This window comes from Streptomyces sp. NPDC006739 (assembly GCF_042869815.1).
Classification (GTDB): Bacteria; Actinomycetota; Actinomycetes; order Streptomycetales; family Streptomycetaceae; genus Streptomyces.
In genome coordinates this window covers 276,149-296,666 of sequence record NZ_JBIAGM010000011.1, presented here as the reverse complement: position 1 = coordinate 296,666, position 20,518 = coordinate 276,149, and the positions used below count along the sequence as shown (strand labels likewise).

Here is a 20,518-nt window from a genome sequence, read left to right as displayed (position 1 = left end):
TCCTACTCCACCACCTTCAGCAGCAGTACGGCCCGCCCCGGTACGACGATCTCCGTGCCCGCCTCGTGACGCACCCCCGGGGCCTCCCCCTGCTCCTCGCGCGAGGTGTCGACGACCACCTCGTACCGCCGGGCCCAGGGCGCGGCGGGCAGCACGAAGGGGATGGGACCGGCATCGGCGTGCAGCAGCGCGAGGAAGCTGTCGTCGAGGACGGGCGCCCCCCGCTCGTCCCGCCCCGGTATGTCCCGTCCGGATAGGTACATGCCAAGCGTGGCGGCCGGTGCGTACCAGTCGCCCTCCGTCATCTCCTCCCCCCGCGCCGTGAACCAGGCCAGATCCCGCAGCCCGTCCGCCGACCGGGCCCGCCCCGAGAAGAACGCCCGGCGCCGCAGGACCGGATGCCGGTGCCGCAGCTCGATCAGCCGCGAGGTCAGCTCGAACAACGCCCGCCACTCCGGCCGCTCCAGAAGCCCCCAGTCCACCCAGCTGATCTCGTTGTCCTGGCAGTAGGCGTTGTTGTTGCCGCGCTGGGTGCGCCCCAGCTCGTCACCCGCGACCAGCATGGGCACACCGGTGGACAGCAGCAGCGTGGTGACCAGGTTCCGCAACTGCCGTCGGCGCAGCGACCGTACGCCCTCGTCGTCCGTCTCCCCCTCGGCCCCGCAGTTCCACGCCCGGTTGTCGTCGGTGCCGTCCCGGTTGTTCTCGCCGTTGGCCTCGTTGTGCTTGCCCTGGTACGACACCAGGTCGCGCAGCGTGAAACCGTCGTGCGCGGTGACGAAGTTGACCGAGGCGTAGGGGCGCCGGCCGCCCCAGGCGTACAGGTCGCTCGACCCCGACAGCCGGTAGCCCAGATCGCGCACGTCCGGCAGCGCCCCCCGCCAGAAGTCACGGACGGCGTTGCGGTACCGGTCGTTCCACTCCGTCCACAGCGGCGGGAACGCCCCCACCTGATAGCCGCCCGACCCGATGTCCCACGGCTCGGCGATCAGCTTCACCCTCCGCAGCACCGGGTCCTGGGAGATCACCGCGAGGAACGGCGAGAGCATGTCGACGTCGTGCATCGAGCGGGCCAGCGCGGCCGCGAGGTCGAAGCGGAAGCCGTCCACGCCCATCTCGGTGACCCAGTAGCGCAGCGAGTCGGTGATCAGCCGCAGCACCTGCGGCCGCACCACGTGCAGGGTGTTGCCGCAGCCGGTGTAGTCGGCGTACCGGCGGGCGTCGTCCTGCAGGCGGTAGTAGCCGCGGTTGTCGATGCCCTTCAGGGACAGCGTGGGCCCCAGCTCGCCCGCTTCGGCGGTGTGGTTGTAGACCACGTCGAGGATCACCTCGATGCCCGCCGCGTGCAGCGCCCGCACCATCCGCTTGAACTCGCCGACCTGCGCCCCGGTCGTACCGGAGGCCGCGTAGGCCGCGTGCGGGGCGAAGTAGCCGATCGAGTTGTACCCCCAGTAGTTCCGCAGTCCCCGCCGCAGCAGATGGTCCTCGTGCGCGAACTGGTGGACGGGGAGCAGCTCGACGGCCGTGACGCCCAGCTTCACCAGGTGCTCGACGGCCGCCGGGTGGGCCAGCCCGGCGTAGGTGCCGCGCAGCTCCTCGGGGATGCCCGGGTGGAGCCGGGTGAAGCCGCGCACGTGCAGTTCGTAGATGACCGAGTCGGCCCACGGCGTCTTGGGGCGGCGGTCGTCCTCCCAGTCGTCGTCATCGTCGACGACCACCCCCTTGGGCACGTACGGCGCCGAGTCCCGGTCGTCCCGCACGGTGTCGGCCACCTGCTGTTCCGGCCAGTCCCGCACGTGCCCGTACACCTCCGGCGGCAGACCGAACTCTCCGTCCACCGCACGCGCGTACGGGTCCAGCAGCAGCTTCGCCGGGTTCCACCGGGCGCCGGTCCACGGGTCCCAGCGGCCGTCCACCCGGTACCCGTACCGCTGCCCCGGCATGACACCCGGCACGAAACCGTGCCAGATCTCGTGGGTCAGCTCGGTCAGCCGGATCCGGGTCTCCCGCCCCCGCTCGTCGAACAGGCACAGCCGGACCGCCTCCGCCCCGGCCGCCCACAGCGCGAAGTTGGTGCCCGGCACCCCGTCGGGGCCGACCCGGAAGCGGGCGCCCAGCGGGGTCGGCGCACCGGGCCACACGGCCGGCGCGGGCGGCGCGCCGCGGCGGGCCCCGTTCACCGCGGCCGCCGGGTGCCCGCCCTCGGCGGCGCGTCCCCCGGCGGTCCGCGGGTCGGTCCGTTCCTCGGCCACTGCCCGCTGTTCGGGTGCGCTCGTCACCTGTCGGCCCCTCTTTCAGTGGCTCCCGCGGAGCGCACCCGACGGCTCTGAAACGGGCGCGGCGGCTCCTGATCGCGTCGTCCTCCCCACTGTTCTGCCCAGCGTCGGCGTCGCACTCACGTTTCCCCGGGGCGGGCGCGGTCGTTAGCCCCTCGTGAGGCATGCACAAGGGCGCGCACGGCGCGCGGGGGCCGCTCTGGCCGCGGTACTGACATGGGCGGCGCTGCTGGCGGGAGCCGCCGGCTGCTCGGGGGACGGCCCGGACGGGCTGGGCATCGACCGGCTGCTCGGCAAACCCCCGTCCGCCGCGGACGCCATCCGTGTCTCCCCGGACGACGGCAGCGCGGACGTACGCCCCGACCGGCGCCTGCTGGTACGGGTGTCGAGCGGCCGTCTGGAGTCGGTGCGGGTCGTCAGGGAGCAGGACGCGCAGGACTTCCCGGTGCCCGGGCACCTGAGCACCGACGGCACGAGTTGGCGGCCCGACGACAGCCGGCTGGCGCTCGCCGCCCGGTACACGGTCGACGCGGTGGCGCTGGACGGCGACGGACACCGCTCGGCCCGGCACACGACGTTCACGACGTACGTCCCCGACGAGCGGTTCATCGGATACGTCACCCCCGAGAACCGTGCCGTCGTCGGCACCGGGATGATCGTGTCGCTGAACTTCAGCCGGGAGATCGACGACCGGGCCGCCGTCGAACGCGCCGTACACGTCACCGCGCAGCCTCCGGTGGACATCCGCCCGCACTGGTTCGGCAAGAGCCGCCTCGACTTCCGGCCCGAGCAGTACTGGAAGCCCGGCACCCAGGTCACCGTCGACCTGCGGCTGCGGGACGTCGAAGGGGCGCGCGGGGTCTACGGGTTGCAGTACAAGACGTTCGGCTTCACCGTCGGCCGCGGCCAGGTGTCCCTGGTGGACGCGGCCGCGCACACCATGGAGGTGCGGCGCGACGGCGAACTGCTGGCCACCGTGCCGATCACCGCGGGCGCCCCGAAGCACACCACCTACAACGGGAAGATGGTGGTGATGGAGATGCACGAGGTCACCCGCATGAACAGCCGGACGGTCGGGTTCGGCGGCGAGTACGACATCCCCGACGTCCCGCACGCCATGAAGCTCACCGACTCCGGGACCTTCCTGCACGGCAACTACTGGGCTCCGGACGCCCCCGGCCACACCAACATCAGCCACGGCTGTGTGGGCCTCAGGGACGTCAAGGGCGGCAGCTCGGACACGCCGGCCGGCTGGTTCTTCGACCGCAGCCTGGTCGGGGACGTCATCGAAGTCGTGAACAGCGACGACAAAACAGTCGCTCCCGACAATGGCCTCGGCGGATGGAACATGGGGTGGAATGAGTGGAAAGCGGGTAGCGCGTTGAAGTGAGCAGGTGGGGACGGGACTGAGGGGGGCCGGCGCGGATGTCGATGTTGCGACGGAACGGTGACCTAGACCTGACACCTTGCTCAAAACCTGGCGGTTAATATGCGCCGAAGCGCGTGCGGATCACGCGGGGGAGCGGGCCTGATCAGGCCCGGCGAGGGGAGAGAACGTGAACGTGCTGCCGATATCGGGGGCGTCGGCGGGGGCGGGTCGCAAGGGGCTGGTGCTGATGGCCGGCGTCGTGCTCATGGCCGTCACCGCGTGCGGCGGGGGAGGGTCGGGTCCGGGGTCCGCTTCGGGCGGCGCGAAGGGCAAGGACGCCGCCGCCCAGCAGAGCAAGCAGTCCGTGGCCGCCGTCAGCATCTCGCCCAGGGCGGGTGCCACCGGCGTCGACACCAGTGGCGCGCTCAAGGTCGGAGTCAGCAAGGGGAGGCTGACCGCCGTCGAGGTCAAGGACGCCAAGGGGGACCGGATAGCCGGGACGATCGCCGCCGGGGGCGCCTCCTGGACACCCGCCACCCATCTGAGCGCCGCCACGAAGTACACCGTCCACGCGGTCGCCAAGGACTCCGAGGGGCGGGAGGCGGCCGAGGACTCCAGCTTCACCACGCTCACGCCGAAGAACACCTTCATCGGCGAGTTCACCCCCGAGGACGGCTCCACGGTCGGCGTCGGCATGCCGTTCTCCGTCCACTTCACCCGGGGCATCACCCATCCCGAGGACGTCAAGAAGGCCGTCAGCATCACCACCGAGCCGGCCGTCGACGTCGAGGGCCACTGGTTCGGCAACGACCGTCTGGACTTCCGCCCCGAGAACTACTGGAAGTCGGGCACCAAGGTGACCGTGAAGCTGAACCTCGACGGCGTCGAGGGCCGCGACGGCGTCTACGGCAAGCAGACCAAGACGGTGCGGTTCACCATAGGCCGCAACCAGGTCTCCGTCGTGGACGCCAAGAAGCACACGATGAAGGTCACCCAGGACGGCAAGGTCGTCAAGACCCTCGCGGTCACCACCGGCAAGCCGGGCTACGACACCTGGAACGGCCAGATGGTCATGAGCGAGAAGCTCACCGTCACCCGGATGAACGGCGAGACCGTCGGCTACGGCGGCGAGTACGACATCAAGGACGTGCCGCACGCCATCCGCCTGACCACCTCCGGCACCTTCCTGCACGGCAACTACTGGGGCGGCGACGCCTTCGGCAACTACAACGCCAGCCACGGCTGCGTGGGCCTGAGCGATGTGCGCGGCGGCTACGACAGCGGCACCCCGGCGGCCTGGATGTTCAACCACTCGATCATCGGCGACGTGGTGGTCGTGAAGAACTCGCACGACCGCACGGTGGACCCGGACAACGGCCTCAACGGCTGGAACATGTCCTGGGCCGACTGGACGAAGTGAGCACCGAATGAGGCGGGGCCCGGCGCCGGGAGGTACGGCACCGGGCCCGCTGTCATCAGGGCCGGGTGTGATCGACCGAACCCCCCAGATCCCGTTGGTCCCCGTGCTGTGTCTGCCTGGGGGACAACCCCCAGACCCCCGGCCGGGTGTGATCGACCGAACCCCCCAGATCCCGTTGGTCCCCGTGCTGTGTCTGCCTGGGGGACAACCCCCAGACCCCCGGCCGGGTGTGATCGACCGAACCCCCCAGATCCCGTTAGTCCCCGTTAACCTGCCTGCATGACCGTCTCTCTCGAAGTCGCCGAAGGCGTCGGTACGCTTCGGCTCGACCGGCCGCCGATGAACGCGCTGGACGTCGCCACCCAGGACCGGCTGAAGGAACTCGCCGAGGAGGCCACGCGCCGCGACGACGTGCGCGCCGTGGTGATCTACGGCGGGGAGCGGGTGTTCGCGGCGGGTGCGGACATCAAGGAGATGCAGGCCATGGACCACACCGCGATGGTCCTGCGCGCCCGTGGCCTCCAGGACTCCTTCACCGCCGTGGCCCGCATCCCCAAGCCCGTCGTCGCCGCCGTCACCGGGTACGCGCTGGGCGGCGGCTGCGAACTGGCCCTGTGCGCCGACTACCGGATCGCGGCCGAGAACGCCAAGCTCGGCCAGCCGGAGATCCTGCTCGGTCTGATCCCCGGCGCCGGCGGCACCCAGCGGCTGCCCCGGCTGGTCGGTCCCTCCAAGGCCAAGGACCTGATCTTCACGGGCCGTCAGGTGAAGGCCGCCGAGGCCCTGGAGATCGGCCTGGTGGACCGGGTCGTCCCGGCCGCCGAGGTGTACACCGAGGCGCACGCCTGGGCCGCGAGGCTCGCGCGGGGACCGGCGATCGCGCTCCGCGCCGCCAAGGAGTCCATCGACACCGGCGTGGAGACGGACCTGGAGACCGGGCTCGCGGTCGAGCGGAACTGGTTCGCTGGCCTGTTCGCCACCGAGGACCGTGAACGCGGGATGCGCAGCTTCGTGGAGGAGGGACCCGGCAAGGCGAAGTTCCTCTGAACCACTTGCAATTGACGCGACGTCTGATGCGGGGTCCCTCGTTGGGGCGGTTTATGGGAGCCTTAAGGCAGCCTTAAGTCCACCTTGTCGAGGGAGCCTGACGCTTGCCAGGCCGTGAGCCGTCACCGCAGGTCAACTGGGCTGGTGCCGAGGCCGAAATGCCGTCGGCATATGCCGATCGGCGCCAGTGGAACGGTAGCGTCCAGGGGGCGTATTCCTCCGTACCGGCCCCGCGGGCCCGTCCGGACGGCCATGATGGGGGCATGGCGGGGCTGGAGGGCATCGGACAGCCGCGGGGACACAGCCGTGCGGCCGCGGCGCGCTGGTCGCCCGCGGTGGAGGACGAACGGGCGCTCAAGGCGCTGGAGTTGTTCGGCAATCCGGCGGAGGGAGAGGTTCCGCTGGCCTCCCGCCCCGAGTCCGCGGCCACCGCGCGCCGGCTCGCCCAGGTCGTCGTCCTGCGCCAGTGGCGGCTCACCCCCAAGATGGCCGAGGACGTCGTCCTGCTCGTCTCCGAACTGGTCGGCAACGCCGTACGGCACACCGGCGCCCGGGTCTTCGGCCTGCACATGCGCCGCCGCACGGGCTGGATCCGCGTCGAGGTCCGCGACCCCTCCCGGGGGCTGCCCTGTCTGATGCCGGTCCAGGAGACGGACATCAGCGGACGCGGCCTCTTCCTGGTCGACAAGCTCTCCGACCGCTGGGGCGTGGACCTGCTGCCGCGCGGAAAGACGACCTGGTTCGAGATGCGCGTCGCCGACCGCTGACCGGCGCGGGTCCGGGGGCGCGGGCGGGGGTGACGGTGTGGACGCGGCGGCGCGGGACCGCGACCCGGGAAACGCCCCCCATACGGGCCAATCGGCCGTTTTCTTACCCTGCGCCCCTTAAATGGTGCGGGTGACCACAACCAACCGACGCGGGGTGCTCCGTGCGGGCGCCGGGCTCGTCGCCGGGGGCGCGCTCGCCGCCGGTTGCGGCGACACCACCGGCGCCCCGCACCCCTCCGCGACCTCAGCGTCCCCCACGCCCTCCCACGCGGCCGCCCCCCGGGCGGCCCCCGCTCCCCGGGCCTTCCCGGGACAGCCGGCCCAGATCACCCACGGCCCGCGCAACCACCCCCGGGTCGCCCTCACCTTCCACGGCCAGGGTGACCCCGCCATCGCCCACTCCCTGCTCGGCGAGGCCGAGAAGCGCGGCGCCCGGCTGACCGTGCTCGCCGTCGGCACCTGGCTGGACCAGCACCCGGACATCGCCCGCCGCATCCTGGACGGCGGCCACGACCTGGGCAACCACACCCAGCGGCACATCTCCGTCAACGCCATGTCCGAGGCCGGCGCACGCGCCGAGATCACCGACTGCGCGGACCGTCTGAAGCGGCTCACCGGATCCATCGGCACCTGGTTCCGCCCCTCCCGGTCCCCGACGGCCTCCCCGCTGGTCGCCCGGCTGGCCCGCGCCGCGGGCTACCCGCACGTGCTGTCGTACGACGTCGACTCGCTGGACTACACCCGGCCGGGCGCCGCCGCCGTCACCCGCAAGGTCCTCGCCGAGGTCCGCAGCGGATCGGTGGTGAGCCTGCACTTCGGGTACCCGGACACGGTCGCCGCCCTCCCCGAGGTACTCCACGAACTCGACCGCCGCGGCCTGCACGCGGTCACCACCACGGAGCTGCTGAGCTGATGCCTGCCACCCGAACCGCCCGTTTCCTGGCCGCCGGTGCCGCCCTGACCGTCCTGACCCTGCTGTCCGCGTGCAGCGGCCAGGGCCCCCACCACGAGAACGAGGCGCTCGGCAGCAAGGCCCCGGCCCAGCCGCGGCGGCAGGCCGTCGACGTGCTGCCCGGCATGCCGCCGGTGCAGGACCCCACCGACGTCTACGCCGCCGACCGCCCCAACCAACTCTCCCCGGTGGTACGGGACTTCCCGTCCCGGGTCTACGTCCCCAACACCAACTCCGACACCGTCTCCGTCATCGACCCGAAGACCTACCGGGTCATCGAGACCATCCCGGTCGGCCGGCAGCCCCAGCACGTCGTGCCGTCCTGGGACCTGAAGACCCTCTGGGTCAACAACGACCTCGGCAACAGCCTCACCCCCATCGACCCGAGCACCGGCCGGGCGGGCAAGCGGGTCGCGGTGCACGACCCGTACAACCTCTACTTCACGCCCGACGGCAAGTACGCCATCGTCATGGCCTCCAAAGACCGCCAGCTCGTCTTCCGGGACGCGCACACCATGAAGACGGTCAAGGCCGTCCCGGTCAGCTGCGCCGGCGTCAACCACGCCGACTTCTCCGTCGACGGCCGCTACTTCATCGTCTCCTGCGAGTTCAGCGGTGAACTGCTCAAGGTCGACACCGAGCGGATGGAGGTCATCGGGCAGCAGAAACTGCCGTTCCACGGCGCCATGCCGCAGGACGTGAAGGTGGCGCCGGACGGCAAGCTGTTCTACATCGCCGACATGATGGCCGACGGGCTGTGGATCCTGGACGGCGACACCTTCGACCCGCCCCGCTTCCTGCACACCGGCAAGGGCGCGCACGGGCTGTACGTCAGCCGGGACTCCCGCGTGATGTACATCTCCAACCGGGGCGAGGGCTCCGTCTCGCTCTTCGACTTCAAGCAGCACCGGCTCACCGCCAAGTGGCACCTGCCCGGCGGCGGCAGTCCCGACATGGGCGGGGTGTCGGCGGACGGCAAGGTGCTGTGGCTGTCCGGCCGCTACAACTCCGAGGTGTACGCCATCGACACCCGCACCGGCACCGAACTGGCCCGCATCCACGTCGGCAGCGGCCCGCACGGCCTCGCCGTCTACCCGCAGCCGGGCCGCTACTCACTGGGACACACGGGCATCTTCCGCTGACAGTCGGGGAGTTGACGGCGTGCGGGGACACGCCCCCGATGGGGTGACGGTCCCCGACGCGCCGCCCCGCAGCCGCCATCGTGCTGCCCATGATCGCAACTCGCCTGTGGCGGCGGACCGCTGCCGCCGCCCTGTCCCTGGCCGCCGTGCTCACCACGACGGCCGCCTCGACCCCCGCCACCACGACCGCCGCCGTGGTGCCGGCGCCGGCGAAGGCCGCCGCCCCCGCCTGCCCCAAGTTCGAGGACAAGATCAAGGCCGCGGCCGACCGGCGGGTCGACCTCGGCCGGATCACACCGAACCCGGTGTGGCGCACCACCTGCGGCACGCTCTACCGCAGCGACAGCCGTGGCCCCGCCCTCGTCTTCGCGCAGGGCTTCCTGCCCAAGGACGTGGTCGACGGGCAGTACGACATCGAGAAGTACGTCCTCGTCAACCAGCCGTCGCCGTACGTCTCCACCACCTACGACCACGACCTGTACAAGACCTGGTACAAGTCGGGCTACAACTACTACATCGACGCCCCCGGCGGCATCGACGTGAACAAGACCATCGGCGACACCCACAAGTGGGCCGACCAGCTGGAGGTCGCCTTCCCGGGCGGGATCCTGCGGCAGTACGTCATCGGCGTCTGCCCGGTCGACAAGGCGACCAAGACCGAGATCATGAGCGACTGCGAGAGCAACCCCTACTACGAGCCCTGGCACTGACCCCCTACGGCAGCAGCAGCGCCTCCGCCCCGACCGGCAGATAGCCCGCCGCCTGGAACGCCCGCGCGCTGCGGGCGTTCCCCGGGGCGACCTGCGCCCACAGGGGCTCGTCGACGAGCTGCCGGGCGGCCGCCACCAGCCGCCGCCCCAGCCCCCGGTGCCGTACGTCCGCGTCGACCTCGACCGACACCTCCAGCCGCCCGGCCACCCCGCGCCCCAGGACCACCACACCGCCCCGGGCCGCCCAGACGCGCACGTCCTCGCGCCGTCCGCGCGCGTAGGCGACCCGGGAATGAGCGGGATCGGTGATCTCCGAAAGCTCCGGCGGCGGGCCGCCGGGCAGCGGGGCGGCGACCAGCAGGGCGTCGATCGTCTCGTGCCGGCGGCCCGTGCGGTCCAGGAGGGCGGTGAGGAAACGGGCGTTCATGGTCGCCGCGAGCGCGTCGCAGTCCGCCTTCCGCAGCGTCTCGTGGACCCACTCGGGGTCCTCGTCGGTGAAGACGACCGAGTGCGCGGTGAACGACAGCACCCCCGCGTCCCGGGGCGAGGGCTGCGGCACCACGGTCGTACGGCCGTCCGGGGGCGGGAAGACACCGTTCGCCGCCGCGTCCAGAATGTCCCGCAGCGTCCGCGCCATGCCACCGCTCCTTGAGTCTCCACCCGCTGGAAGGCCCACACTCGCAGACATGACCGACGACGGCACCGGATTTCTCACCATCGGCGAGCTGGCCCGGGCCACCGGGCTGACCGTCCGGACCATCCGGTACTGGTCCGACGAGGACGTCCTCACCCCGGTGACCCGCTCCGCGGGCGGTTACCGCCTCTACGACGCGGCGTGCGTCGCCCGCCTGGAACTCGTCCGCACCCTGCGCGAACTGGGCCTCGGCCTTCAGGACGTGCGCCGGGTGGTGGCGGGGGAGCGGACGGTGGCCGAGGTGGCCGCCGCGCACGTGGCGGCGCTGGACGCGCAGATCAGGTCGCTGAAGGTGACGCGGGCGGTGCTGTCGAGCGTGGCACGTCGGGGTTCCGGTGCGAAGGAGATGACGCTCATGAACAAACTGGCACGGCTGTCGGCGGCCGAACGGCAGCGGATCGTGGAAGATTTCGTGGCCGAGACACTGCACGGCCTCGACACGGTCGACCCGGACATCCAGGAGCGGATGCGGCGCACCGCCGTCGACCTGGCGGAGAATCCGACGCCCGAGGAGGTCGACGCCTGGGTGGAGCTGGCCGAGATGCTCCAGGACCCGCGGTTCCGGGCGCAGATGCGCCGGGCCGTCGAGTTCAACGCCGCCGACCGGGAGCCCGGGGCGCCGCGCGGGCAGGCCCTGTGGTTCGCCAAGCGTCTGGTGGAGCTGGTGGGACCGGCGCGCGGACGTGGCGTCGACCCCACGGCGCCCGAGGCGGAACAGGTGCTGTCGGACCTGTTCGGGGACGCCGACCGGGCCGCCGTACTGGAGCGCATGACGGCCGCGTTCAACGACCGCGTCGCCCGCTACCGCGAACTGCTCGCCACCGTGAACAGGCAGCCCCGGTCCCCGCACGCCGAGGACTTCGCCTGGGTGGTCGCCGCACTCCGCGCTCGGGCGGGCGGATAGTCTGACCAGCGTCAGTACGCCTGCACGGCATGAGAAAAGCGAACAAAAGGGGCGGATCGGTGGCGGACATCGAGGAAGCACGCAAGCAGTTCCAGCGGATCGATGCGGACGGCGACGGTTTCATCACCGCCGCCGAGTTCAAGGCCTCCCTGGCGCAGCAGGGTGACTGGAACGTCACCGAGACGGTGGCCGAGGCCATCATCAGGACCCGCGACCTCAACGGCGACAAGGTCCTGTCGTTCGACGAGTTCTGGGCGTACCTGAACAAGTGACGCAAAGGGAGGGGCGCCCGGTGGGGTGCCCCTCCCCCGTCACCCGTTCGCCACGGAATAGCGCGCCGGATCCGGAGGTTGGTGGTGACCTGCAAAGGCAGCAAGCCGGACACCGACCCCCGGAAGCGCGAGGCGAGTCATGAAGATCGGCATCATCGGAGCGGGCAACATCGGCGGCAACCTGACCCGGCGGCTCACCGCCCTCGGCCATGACGTGTCCGTCGCGAACTCCCGCGGCCCGCAGACCCTGACCGCACTGGCCGAGGAGACCGGCGCGACGCCCGTGCCCGTCGAGGAGGCGGCGCGCGGAGCGGAGGTCGTCGTGGTCACCGTCCCGCTGAAGGCGGTCCCGGGCCTGCCGTCCGGGCTGCTGGACGGCGCCGCCGAGAACGTCGCCGTGATCGACACCGGCAACTACTACCCGCAGCAGCGCGACGGCCGTATCGCCGCGATCGAGGACGAGGGGCTGACCGAGAGCCGCTGGACCGAGCAGCACATCGGCCACCCGGTCATCAAGGCCTTCAACGGCACCTACGCCCAGGACATCCTGGAACGCCCCCGCCCGGCCGGCGACCCCGAGCGGATGGCGCTCCCGGTCGCCGGTGACGACGAGGCCGCCAAGGCGGTCGTCCGCGCCCTGATCGACGAGCTGGGCTTCGACACGGTCGACGCGGGCGGCATCGACGACTCCTGGCGCCAGCAGCCCGGCACCCCGGTCTACGGCCTCCGGGAGGGCGTGGACTCCGTCAAGAAGGCCCTGACGGCGGCCTCCCCCGAACGGCCGGCGGACTTCAGGGGATAGCTAGCCCCTACGGCGCTCACCCCAGCGCCCGTGCCACGAACGCGTCCAGTACCCCCGCTCCCACCTCCACCGACCGTGTGCGGTCCTTCCAGTCCACGACGGTGTGGGAGCGGGCCGCGCCGCGCAGGGACAGCACCCGGGCACGGGAGCCCCTGCCCGCGCGCAGGTCCAGGGCTGCCAGCGCGGCCTGGGCCCAGTCGCGGGTGGCGGCGAGCCAGGGGGCGGCCGAGGTGCGCAGCGCTGCCGGGACCGCGTCCGGTGCCGAGGCGAGGACACCCAGCCGCTCCCGCAGCGCCCTCTCAGCCTGCGCGCCGCCGCGCCAGTACGCCGCCGTCAGCGCGGCCAGCTGCGGCGCCTGCGCGGAGTCCAGGCGGGAGGCGTGGTTGACGTCGGCGAAGGCCCGAAGGGCGGTCAGCGCGCGCCCGTCACCGCCGGCCAGCGCGGCCAGACCCGCGTCGAGCGCGTCGGCGGGCCGGTAGGCGGCCGGGTTCCAGGCGTACGCGGCGACCGAGAACAGGGCCGGCTCGGAGGCGGCGGCCTGGGCCATCGGGTTGGCCAGCACACCCGCCACCGCGCCGGGCAGCGACCGGTCGCGGCCGGTGTAGGGGCCGAGCAGGAGATCGGTCGCCGTGTAGTCGTTGACCGGGTAGTTGTCCCACACCATCACCTGGTGGCCGTAGAGCACGGCCGCCTCACGGGCCTGGGCGGCGGTCAGCGACGGCGAGACGACCAGGGGGCCGGTCCACATCACGGTGACGTCCCGGTCCAGACCGCCGGCCAACGCCGTCTTGTAGGCGCTCGCCCGGGCCCCGTCGTACTCCGTCGGCACCGTGATCAGCGGCGCCGCGCCCGTGCGCGGGGCGAGGAACTGGCGCCGCACCTTGTTCAGCAGGTCCGCCTGCGCCCGCCCGACCGCGCCCCGCCCGGTGCCGTACACCGCCGCGTCCCGGGCGCAGTTGAAGCGGTCGACGCCGATGTCGTCCAGCGGCACGGCGAACGCCCGCACCCCCGCCCCGTCCCACAGCTGCCGGAACTTGGCGATCAGCGCGGCGGCGTCGGACGCCGAGGAGTAGCAGACGGACGGCCCGGGGGAGAGGGCGTACACGAAGGACACGTGGTCGTCGGCGGCCCGGCGGGCCAGGGCGCGCAGCTCGGCGAGGCGGTCGGCGGGGTAGGGGTCGCGCCAGCGGTCCCGCAGGTACGGGTCGTACTTGGGGCTGTAGAGGTAGGTGTCCAGTTTCCAGCGGGCGGCGAAGTCCAGCTGGTCCAGGCGGTCCCGCTGCGACCAGGGGGTGCCGTAGAAGCCCTCGACGACGCCACGGGAGGCGGTGGCCGGCCAGTCGCGGACGCGGACGGCGGGCAGGGCCGTGCGGGCGGCCGGCGAGCCGACCGGGCGGACGAGCTGGGCCAGGGTCTGGGCGGCGTGGAAGGCGCCGTCCGGGTCCACCCCGTCGAGGACGGCGCGCGGCCGGCCGTGGTCGGTGCCGACGGCCAGGACGTAGCCGCCCGCGGCCAGGCCCCGGGGCGGATCGACGTCGAAGGGGGCCAGGGCGGTCGCCGAGCCGTCCGACACCACCGTGACCAGCAGCTCCCCCGAGCGGGGCGCGTCCCCGACGCGGACCTCCCGGGCACCGCCCGCGCGCAGCGCCCGCGTCACCGCGTCCAGCGTCGACGGATCCGTGCCGGCGTCGGCCCGCAGCGCCACCCCGCGCCCGATGGGCACCGACCCCGGGTCCCGGCGCACGCTGCGGGGCGCCGGCCACAGCGCGGGCAGCCCGCCCGGGGCGCCCGCGGCGCGCGTGACGCGCTCACCGGCGCCCGACGAGGAGGACGGCGGGGCCGCCGCCGGAGTGCCGGCCGGGCCGCCGCCCCAGGAGCGGGCGAACACCACGACGACCAGCCCGAGCACGAAGCCCGCCAGCAACTGCGGCGCGATGCGGAACTGTCGCAACCGTCCCCCCGACCCAGCGGTTGACAACGAACTCATTCATCCGCCACAGAATATGACGGAACGCCAGTTTTGGATCGAAGGTTTCGGTGAATATGGGCGGGGCATCGTACGCGTCCGTGTGACGTTGTGACGAAAACGCCTGCGAACGGGCTGACAACAGGGCACTGTGCGCCAGATGGCGTAGACACTGCCGCCAGCAGGTTCTATCCAGATATGCGCGGGGCGCACGCGGCCCCTGCTCCAGCTCGGGAGGGCGCACATGGTGGTACAGGACGATCCGCTCAGCTACTGGATCGTGCTCCTCGACATCGAGGACTTCAGCCTGCGCCCGGAAACCACCCAGGCGACACTGCACGACGCCCTGTACCAGGTGGTCGAGTTCGCGCTGGCCCGCGCCGGACTGGAGGCCGGGGGCTACGAGGCACAGGACCGCGGGGACGGCATGCTGCTGCTGCTCCCGGCCGGCACCGGCCCCACCCGGCTGCTGCGCGAACTGGTGCGCGGACTGGACGACGCCCTCGTCAGGCACCGCGACACCTACAACCACGAACACCGGATGCGCCTGCGGGTCGGCCTGAACCAGGGGCTGGTCATCCGCAGCGGGCAGCGCTGGACCGGCACCGGCATCAACGACGTCGCCCGCCTGGTGGACGCCGGACCGGTCAAGGAGGTGCTCGCCCGCGCCGGGCGCGCCCAGCTGGTGCTGGTCGTCTCCGACGAACTGCACCGCCAGGTGGTGCTGGGCCGCTACCCGGGCATCGACCCGGCGGCGTACCTGCCCGCCGACTTCGTCACCAAGCACGGCGAAACACGCCGGGGCTGGGTCACCGTGCCCGGCTATCCGGCACCGCCCGGACTTCCCGTGGGCTCGGGGGAGCCGCCGCGCGTCGCAGGGAGATCCGCGGATCTCCCCGGCACGGGCGGTACCACGGGGACGGCCGGCGGCGGGACCGAACCGGGGAGCCCGGTCCCGCCGCACGCGCCGCGCCCCCTGGGCACCCGTGCGGGAGGCGACCGGCCAGGCACCTACGCGGCCGGTGACCAGATAGGCACGTACGTGGGCGGTGACCAGATAGGCACCTACGTGGGCGGCGATCAGATCGGCACGTACGTCGCCGGTGACTACGTCAACGGCGACTACGTCAACGGGGACAAGATCATCGGCGGGAAGGCCGACGGCCCGAGGGCCGCCCACCGCCCCGGCGCCACCCCGGCGGACGGCTCGTGAGCACCCCGCCCCCGCCCGGCGGCGCCACGACGGCCGCGCCCACGACGACGACGGCCGCGCCCACGACCGGCCCCACCACCCCGGGATCCCCCGCGAACCCGCCGGGCGGATCGACCCCCGGCGGCGCCACGCCTTCCAACGGAGGCCCAGGCTCAGGTGGCGGCGAGGCGGGCGGCGCGGACAGCGGCGGAGCCACGGGCGGCGCCCAGCAGACCACCGCCCCGGCCGCCCCCGACAACACCGTCGGCAAGGGCGAGGGCGCCGGCAACGCCACCGCCCGCGTCGGACTCGGCAGCCTCCGCGCCGGACTGCTGCGCACCGCCTGGACCCGCATCGGCGGCGACCGGGTCGAGGGCGACAAGATCGTCATCCAGGCCGGCAGCGAACGCGGGGTGGTGCTGCGCACCCTGGCCGCGCAGTCCGTCGAGACCGTCCGGCACACCTTCCAGCCACCGCCCCGCTGGGACGACATCGTCGCCGACGCCTGGCGGCGCCGCTCGGTGGTGCTGCGCGGCCCCGTCGGCGCCGGCAAGACCGCGGCGGCCCTGCGGCTGCTGATCGCCGCCCAGGCCAAGACCGTCTACCTGCTGGACTCGGTGGCCGAACTGACCCGGCTGACCGAGGCCGCCCAGCTGACCCAGCTCGGCGGCGGCGCCGGCCTGGTCGTCGACCGGCCCGTCGACCTCGCCGAGTTACGCGGCCCGCAGCTGGCCGGCCTGGAGGACCTGCTGCTGCGGGCCGACGCCCACCTCGTGCTCATCGCCGGACCCGAGGCCGACCTCGACCGGGACGTGGCCGAGTACGTCCAGCGCGTCACCCGCCCCGACCTCCTCGACGACGTCCTGCGCGCCCACCTCACCCACCGGCTCGGCGAACCCGACGCCGACGGCGCCCTCACCGCCCTCGGCGTCGCCGACCTCGCCACCGAACTCCTCGACCGGGCCGCCGCCTGCCGCGACGCCGCCCGGCTCGCCGAGGTCCTCGCCCACGAGCACGGCGCCGGCGCCATCGACCTGGAACGGGTCCGCGCCCGGATGGACCACACCGGCGGCGAGAGCCCCGAGGAGTGGTTCGAGGGGCTCGGCGACACCGGACTGCGCACCCAGGCCGTCGCCCTCGCCGTCCTCGGCGGACTGCCCCAGGAGCACGTCTCCATGGCCGCCGCCTCCCTCCTCAACCGCTTCCGCAGCGACCGGGGCGTCCTCGCCGACAGTGTCCAGAACGGCCCCGTGCCGCTGCGCCAGGACCCCTTCAGCCAGTCCACCCGCCGCCTGCTCACCGAGCAGCTGCGCGCCCGCACCGTCTCCGCCGTCACCCGGGGCGACTACGGCCTGCTGCCGTGCACCGTCGCCGAGTACCGCAACCCCGACTACCCGGCCCGGATCATCCGGCACGTCTGGTCGGAGTACCGCATCCAGCGCGAACTCGTCTCCTGGCTGGGCGAGTTGGTCGACAAGCAGTCCCTGCCGGTGCGCAGCTTCGCCGGCACCGCGCTCGGCCTGATCGCCACCGAGTCCTTCGACCACATCGCCACCGAGGTCTTCCCCGCCTGGATCACCGACGAGGCCACCGGCTACCTGCGCCGCGAGGCCATCGCCTACGCCCTGCGCGTCTGCCTGCGCGACCCCCAGGTACGGCACGGCGTGCGGGCCCTGGTGGACGGCTGGTACATGAACTCCCGGTGGGAGTTCCAGGCCGCCGCCGCCCGCGCCTACGGCCTGTGCCTGGGCGGCGCCGACCTGCCCACCGCCGTACAGCGCCTGTCCCGGCTCGGCACCGTCGACCACATCAAGGTGGCCATCGAGATCGGCGACGCCTTCTCCGACCTGATGGAACAGAACGTCGAGGCGCACGCGCCGGTGGTCCTGCGGGCCATCGCCGAGATGGCGGACGGCTCCGCCAGCCGCCCCTCCGGCCACCTCGCCTTCCTGATCCTCGCCAACGCCCTGCTCACACCGGCGCCGCCGGCCGCCGGCGCCGCCGGCCGCGACCGGCCCACCCTGCTGAAACTGGCCGCCGAACGGCCCCCCGGACACGAACTGCGGCGCCTGCTCGGCTACCTGTGGGCCGAGTCGATCAACGGCGAGCTGTTCTCCGACGAGGCCGGCAACGTCCTCCAGGCCTGGGCCGCCCAGGCCGAGACCGACCCGCAGCTCCTCGACGACCTGGTCCAGGTCTTCGTCCAGGACGTGGCCGTCCGCGGCCCGCGCACCGCGATGCTGCTGCAGCGCTACGTCGCCTCCTGGACCGACCGCGACCACTTCCTCCCCCTGCCCCGCTCCGCCCAGGTCCTCGGCGCCGCCCTGAGCGCCGCACACCCCGAGGCCCAGCCCCCCGTCCGCCTCTTCGCCCAGCCCGTCCGTACCAGTCAGCCAGGAGGTGGCCGGTGAGCGAGCCGGTCTCGTTGATCGCCAACCAGGAACCGGTGCCCCGCATGGCGGTCGCGCCGACCAAGGCGAAGCAGCCGCACCTCGCGGTCGTCTACGCCACCGCCGCCGGCGAGGTGGAGTGCTTCGAGGGCCGCCCGATGACGCCCTCGCAGCAGTGGTTCTCCAGGTTCCGCACCCGCTACGAGGTCGACCTGCGGCCCCGTCAGCGCAGCGCGGTGCTCGGCCGCAACCCCGTCGTCTCCCAGGACGGGGTGCACGCCTTCGAGGTCAAGGTCGACTTCGCCTTCCGGATAGACGGCTGGGAAGGCGCCAAGAACTGGGTGCGCTCCGGCATCGAGGACGCGCTTCCCCTGGTCCACGGCTATCTGGTCAGCCGCTTCCACGGCGCCGGCCAGCGCTTCGCCATCGAGCACTCCTTCGAACTGCAGCGCTACCTCAACCAGTTGTGCGCCCAGCAGGTCACCCTCCCGGAGGGGCTGGTCGTCTACGGCTGCCAGGTCTCGGTACGGCCCGACGCCAAGTCCCTGGCCTACCTGGAGTCCCTGATCCAGGCGGGCCGCCAGGAGACCCTCGGCCAGGCCAACCACACGACCAACATGGGCGACGTGGTGCGCCAGGGCCAGCTGGAGGCCAAGCAGCAGGAGCTGGCCATGGAGGCCTCCGCCCGCCAGGCCAAGGCACTGGAAGGCGTCCGCATCGACAGCGAGGGCCTGATCAGGCAGTACATCAACACCCACCCCGAGGACGCGGCAGGCGCCTTCGAGATGCTGCGCAAACTGGAGGAGGCCCGGTTCGCCACCGCCGAGCTGCAGAACCAGCGCGCGCTCGCGCTGTTCCAGGCGATGGCCGACAAGAACCTGGTGCAGGCCGGCGACCTGGAGGTGATGCGCCAGCTGCTGACCGACGTCGTCGGCCGCGCCGCCGGCGCCGGACCCCAGCTGCCGTCCGCCGCCACCCCCCAGCTCGCCGGCGCCCGGCCCTGGGACGCCCCGCCGGCCCAGCTCCCGTCCGGGCCGGCCCAGGCCCGGCCGCCGTCCGCCGCCCCGGCGTACCCGCCGCCGGCCGCCGGGCCGGCCGGCTCCTCGTACAGCCCCTCGTACGGCTCCTCGTACACCCCGACCCAGACGCAGCCGGCCCATCCCGCCGGCTCCCCGATCACCCCGCCGTACTCAGGCCCGGCCGCCACCCCGGCCTACACCGCGCTGATCTACCTCGTCCTCGACGAGTCCGCCCGGGACTGCCTGGAGGAACTCAACCGGGGCCTGAGCGATCTGCACGCGGCCCTGTCCGGTGCCCCGGACGTCTCCCTGCGGGTGCGCCTGTCCGTGCTCGGCGTGGCCGCCACCACGGAACCCCGGCTGCAGCTCGCCACGGTGACCACCGCCACCGCCACGCCCCTGCTCACCGGCCGCCCGGGACTGTCGTACGGCCACGCCTTCCAGCTGCTGCGGACGGTCGTCGGCCAGGACGTCGGCGTGGTCAAGGCCGAAGGGGTGCAGGTGCTGCGGCCCATCGTGTACTTCGTCACCGGCGGCGCGCCCGACGACGACTGGCGGGGCGCCCACCACGCGCTCACCGACATCGGCGGCAACCCGGCCGCCCCGCACGTGATCGCGCTCGGCCTCGGCCGCGCCGACCCGCGCGCCGTACGCGCCGTGGCCACCCGGCCCGAGTTCGGGTTCATGGCCCCGCCGCACCAGGACGCCGTCTCCGCCGCCCACAGCTGCGCCGCCTTCCTGCGCGACAGCGTCGTCGGCTACGCGCGGCGCATCGCCTCCGGCGACCCGCAGTTCTCGGTGAGCCCGCCCGACGGCTTCCGGCAGGCCGAGGACGCCTACTGAGACCCAGCCACTCCCCACGCAGGCACCACGCAGTCGACAACAGTCCCCATCACGCAAGAACGGAACGACGATGATGGAAAGCAACCGGGGGCACTTGCTCCCCATCTACGTCCTCGCCGACGAGTCGGGCTCGATGACCGAGCACATAGACGACCTCAACGACGGCCTGCGCTCCCTGCACCAGGCGCTGCTCGGCGAGCCCATGGCCGCCGCCAAGGTGCGCTTCTCGGTGCTGGGCTTCTCCGACGACGTCGTCGAGCGCGTCCACCTGGTCGACCTGCGCAGCGCGGGCGAGTTCCCGCAGCTGCGCACCCGCGGCATGACCAGCTACCGCAACGCCTTCGAGGACCTGATCCGGCGCATCCCGAACGACGTGGCCGCCCTCAAGCGCGAGGGCTACCAGGTGCACCGGCCCGCCGTGTTCTTCCTCAGCGACGGCCTGCCCAACCACGGGGAGGACTGGCAGGACGCGTACCGCAGGCTCATCGACCGCCAGGCCACCCTCGGCGCGCCGAACATCATCGCCTGCGGCATCGTCGACGCCGACGCGCACACCATCAACCAGGTCGCCACCGAACCCCAGTTCGGGTTCGTCGCCAACCAGGGCGTCGACGTCGGCGCGGCCATCGCCAAGTTCTGCACGGCGCTCACCAAGAGCGTGATCTCCTCGGGCCGCTCGCTGGGCTCGGCCTCCCCGCAACTGGTGGTGGACAAGCCGGAAGGCTTCACCGTCGCGATCGACGTGATCTGAGG

Annotated in this window: 16 protein-coding genes and 1 pseudogene; 14 read left to right on the top strand and 3 right to left on the bottom strand. The window is 72.7% G+C overall.

The annotated features are described in order from the left end of the window. Positions 1–2 precede the first annotated feature (2 nt). Complete coding sequence (gene glgX, locus ACFYMM_RS23285; RefSeq protein WP_388389528.1) at positions 3–2,279, bottom strand: glycogen debranching protein GlgX; 2,277 nt, start codon at positions 2,277–2,279, stop codon at positions 3–5. 154 nt (positions 2,280–2,433) lie between these two features. On the opposite strand from glgX, the gene ACFYMM_RS23280 reads away from it, so the two are divergent. The 7 genes from ACFYMM_RS23280 (at position 2,434) to ACFYMM_RS23250 (ending at position 9,683) form a co-directional block, all read left to right on the top strand. Next, positions 2,434–3,666 carry an Ig-like domain-containing protein gene (locus tag ACFYMM_RS23280; RefSeq protein WP_388389526.1) on the top strand — a complete coding sequence of 411 codons (1,233 nt, stop codon included), beginning with the start codon at positions 2,434–2,436 and terminating at the stop codon, positions 3,664–3,666. A 166-nt stretch (positions 3,667–3,832) separates the two neighbouring features. Continuing rightward, positions 3,833–5,065, top strand: a complete 1,233-nt coding sequence (locus ACFYMM_RS23275; protein WP_388389525.1) for an Ig-like domain-containing protein — start codon at positions 3,833–3,835, stop codon at positions 5,063–5,065. Between the two features lie 279 nt (positions 5,066–5,344). Continuing rightward, the gene (locus tag ACFYMM_RS23270; RefSeq protein WP_388389523.1) at positions 5,345–6,112 is read left to right on the top strand and encodes an enoyl-CoA hydratase/isomerase family protein; all 768 of its coding nucleotides are present in this window, start codon (positions 5,345–5,347) and stop codon (positions 6,110–6,112) included. Between the two features lie 263 nt (positions 6,113–6,375). Then, positions 6,376–6,879 (top strand): ATP-binding protein, encoded by a 504-nt coding sequence (locus tag ACFYMM_RS23265; RefSeq protein WP_388389522.1) that lies wholly within the window; start codon positions 6,376–6,378, stop codon positions 6,877–6,879. Between the two features lie 130 nt (positions 6,880–7,009). Then, a complete protein-coding gene (locus ACFYMM_RS23260) occupies positions 7,010–7,792 on the top strand; it encodes a polysaccharide deacetylase family protein (protein ID WP_388389520.1) in 783 nt (260 codons plus the stop codon). After that, a complete protein-coding gene (locus ACFYMM_RS23255) occupies positions 7,792–8,973 on the top strand; it encodes a beta-propeller fold lactonase family protein (protein ID WP_388389518.1) in 1,182 nt (393 codons plus the stop codon). The genes ACFYMM_RS23260 and ACFYMM_RS23255 overlap by 1 nt, the downstream gene beginning before the upstream one ends. A gap of 89 nt (positions 8,974–9,062) precedes the next feature. Further along, the gene (locus ACFYMM_RS23250; RefSeq protein ID WP_388389516.1) at positions 9,063–9,683 is read left to right on the top strand and encodes an ADP-ribosyltransferase; all 621 of its coding nucleotides are present in this window, start codon (positions 9,063–9,065) and stop codon (positions 9,681–9,683) included. A gap of 4 nt (positions 9,684–9,687) precedes the next feature. Here ACFYMM_RS23250 and ACFYMM_RS23245 read toward each other — a convergent pair whose 3' ends face one another. Further along, positions 9,688–10,320 (bottom strand): GNAT family N-acetyltransferase, encoded by a 633-nt coding sequence (locus ACFYMM_RS23245; protein ID WP_388389514.1) that lies wholly within the window; start codon positions 10,318–10,320, stop codon positions 9,688–9,690. Between the two features lie 49 nt (positions 10,321–10,369). On the opposite strand from ACFYMM_RS23245, the gene ACFYMM_RS23240 reads away from it, so the two are divergent. The 3 genes and pseudogenes from ACFYMM_RS23240 to ACFYMM_RS23230 all read left to right on the top strand — a co-directional run. Continuing rightward, positions 10,370–11,281, top strand: coding sequence for a MerR family transcriptional regulator (locus ACFYMM_RS23240; RefSeq protein ID WP_388389512.1), 912 nt, complete (start codon positions 10,370–10,372; stop codon positions 11,279–11,281). Between the two features lie 59 nt (positions 11,282–11,340). Then, positions 11,341–11,553, top strand: a complete 213-nt coding sequence (locus ACFYMM_RS23235) for an EF-hand domain-containing protein (protein WP_388389510.1) — start codon at positions 11,341–11,343, stop codon at positions 11,551–11,553. A gap of 124 nt (positions 11,554–11,677) precedes the next feature. Then, positions 11,678–12,355: pseudogene (locus ACFYMM_RS23230) on the top strand (NADPH-dependent F420 reductase); the annotation flags it as partial. Positions 12,356–12,371: 16 nt separating this feature from the next. Here the strand turns inward: ACFYMM_RS23230 and ACFYMM_RS23225 are convergent. Further along, positions 12,372–14,306, bottom strand: a complete 1,935-nt coding sequence (locus tag ACFYMM_RS23225; RefSeq protein WP_388389509.1) for a beta-N-acetylglucosaminidase domain-containing protein — start codon at positions 14,304–14,306, stop codon at positions 12,372–12,374. Between the two features lie 259 nt (positions 14,307–14,565). On the opposite strand from ACFYMM_RS23225, the gene ACFYMM_RS23220 reads away from it, so the two are divergent. The 4 genes from ACFYMM_RS23220 (at position 14,566) to ACFYMM_RS23205 (ending at position 20,516) form a co-directional block, all read left to right on the top strand. After that, positions 14,566–15,534: a hypothetical protein gene (locus tag ACFYMM_RS23220; protein ID WP_388389507.1), complete on the top strand. Its 969-nt coding sequence runs from the start codon at positions 14,566–14,568 to the stop codon at positions 15,532–15,534. Then, on the top strand, positions 15,531–17,924 hold the full coding sequence (locus ACFYMM_RS23215; RefSeq protein ID WP_388389505.1) for a hypothetical protein: 2,394 nt from the start codon (positions 15,531–15,533) through the stop codon (positions 17,922–17,924). The genes ACFYMM_RS23220 and ACFYMM_RS23215 overlap by 4 nt, the downstream gene beginning before the upstream one ends. Then, complete coding sequence (locus tag ACFYMM_RS23210; RefSeq protein ID WP_388389503.1) at positions 17,921–19,765, top strand: hypothetical protein; 1,845 nt, start codon at positions 17,921–17,923, stop codon at positions 19,763–19,765. Before ACFYMM_RS23215 ends, ACFYMM_RS23210 begins: the two co-directional genes overlap by 4 nt. Before the next feature lie 70 nt (positions 19,766–19,835). Further along, the gene (locus ACFYMM_RS23205) at positions 19,836–20,516 is read left to right on the top strand and encodes a hypothetical protein (RefSeq protein ID WP_388389500.1); all 681 of its coding nucleotides are present in this window, start codon (positions 19,836–19,838) and stop codon (positions 20,514–20,516) included. Positions 20,517–20,518 lie beyond the last annotated feature (2 nt).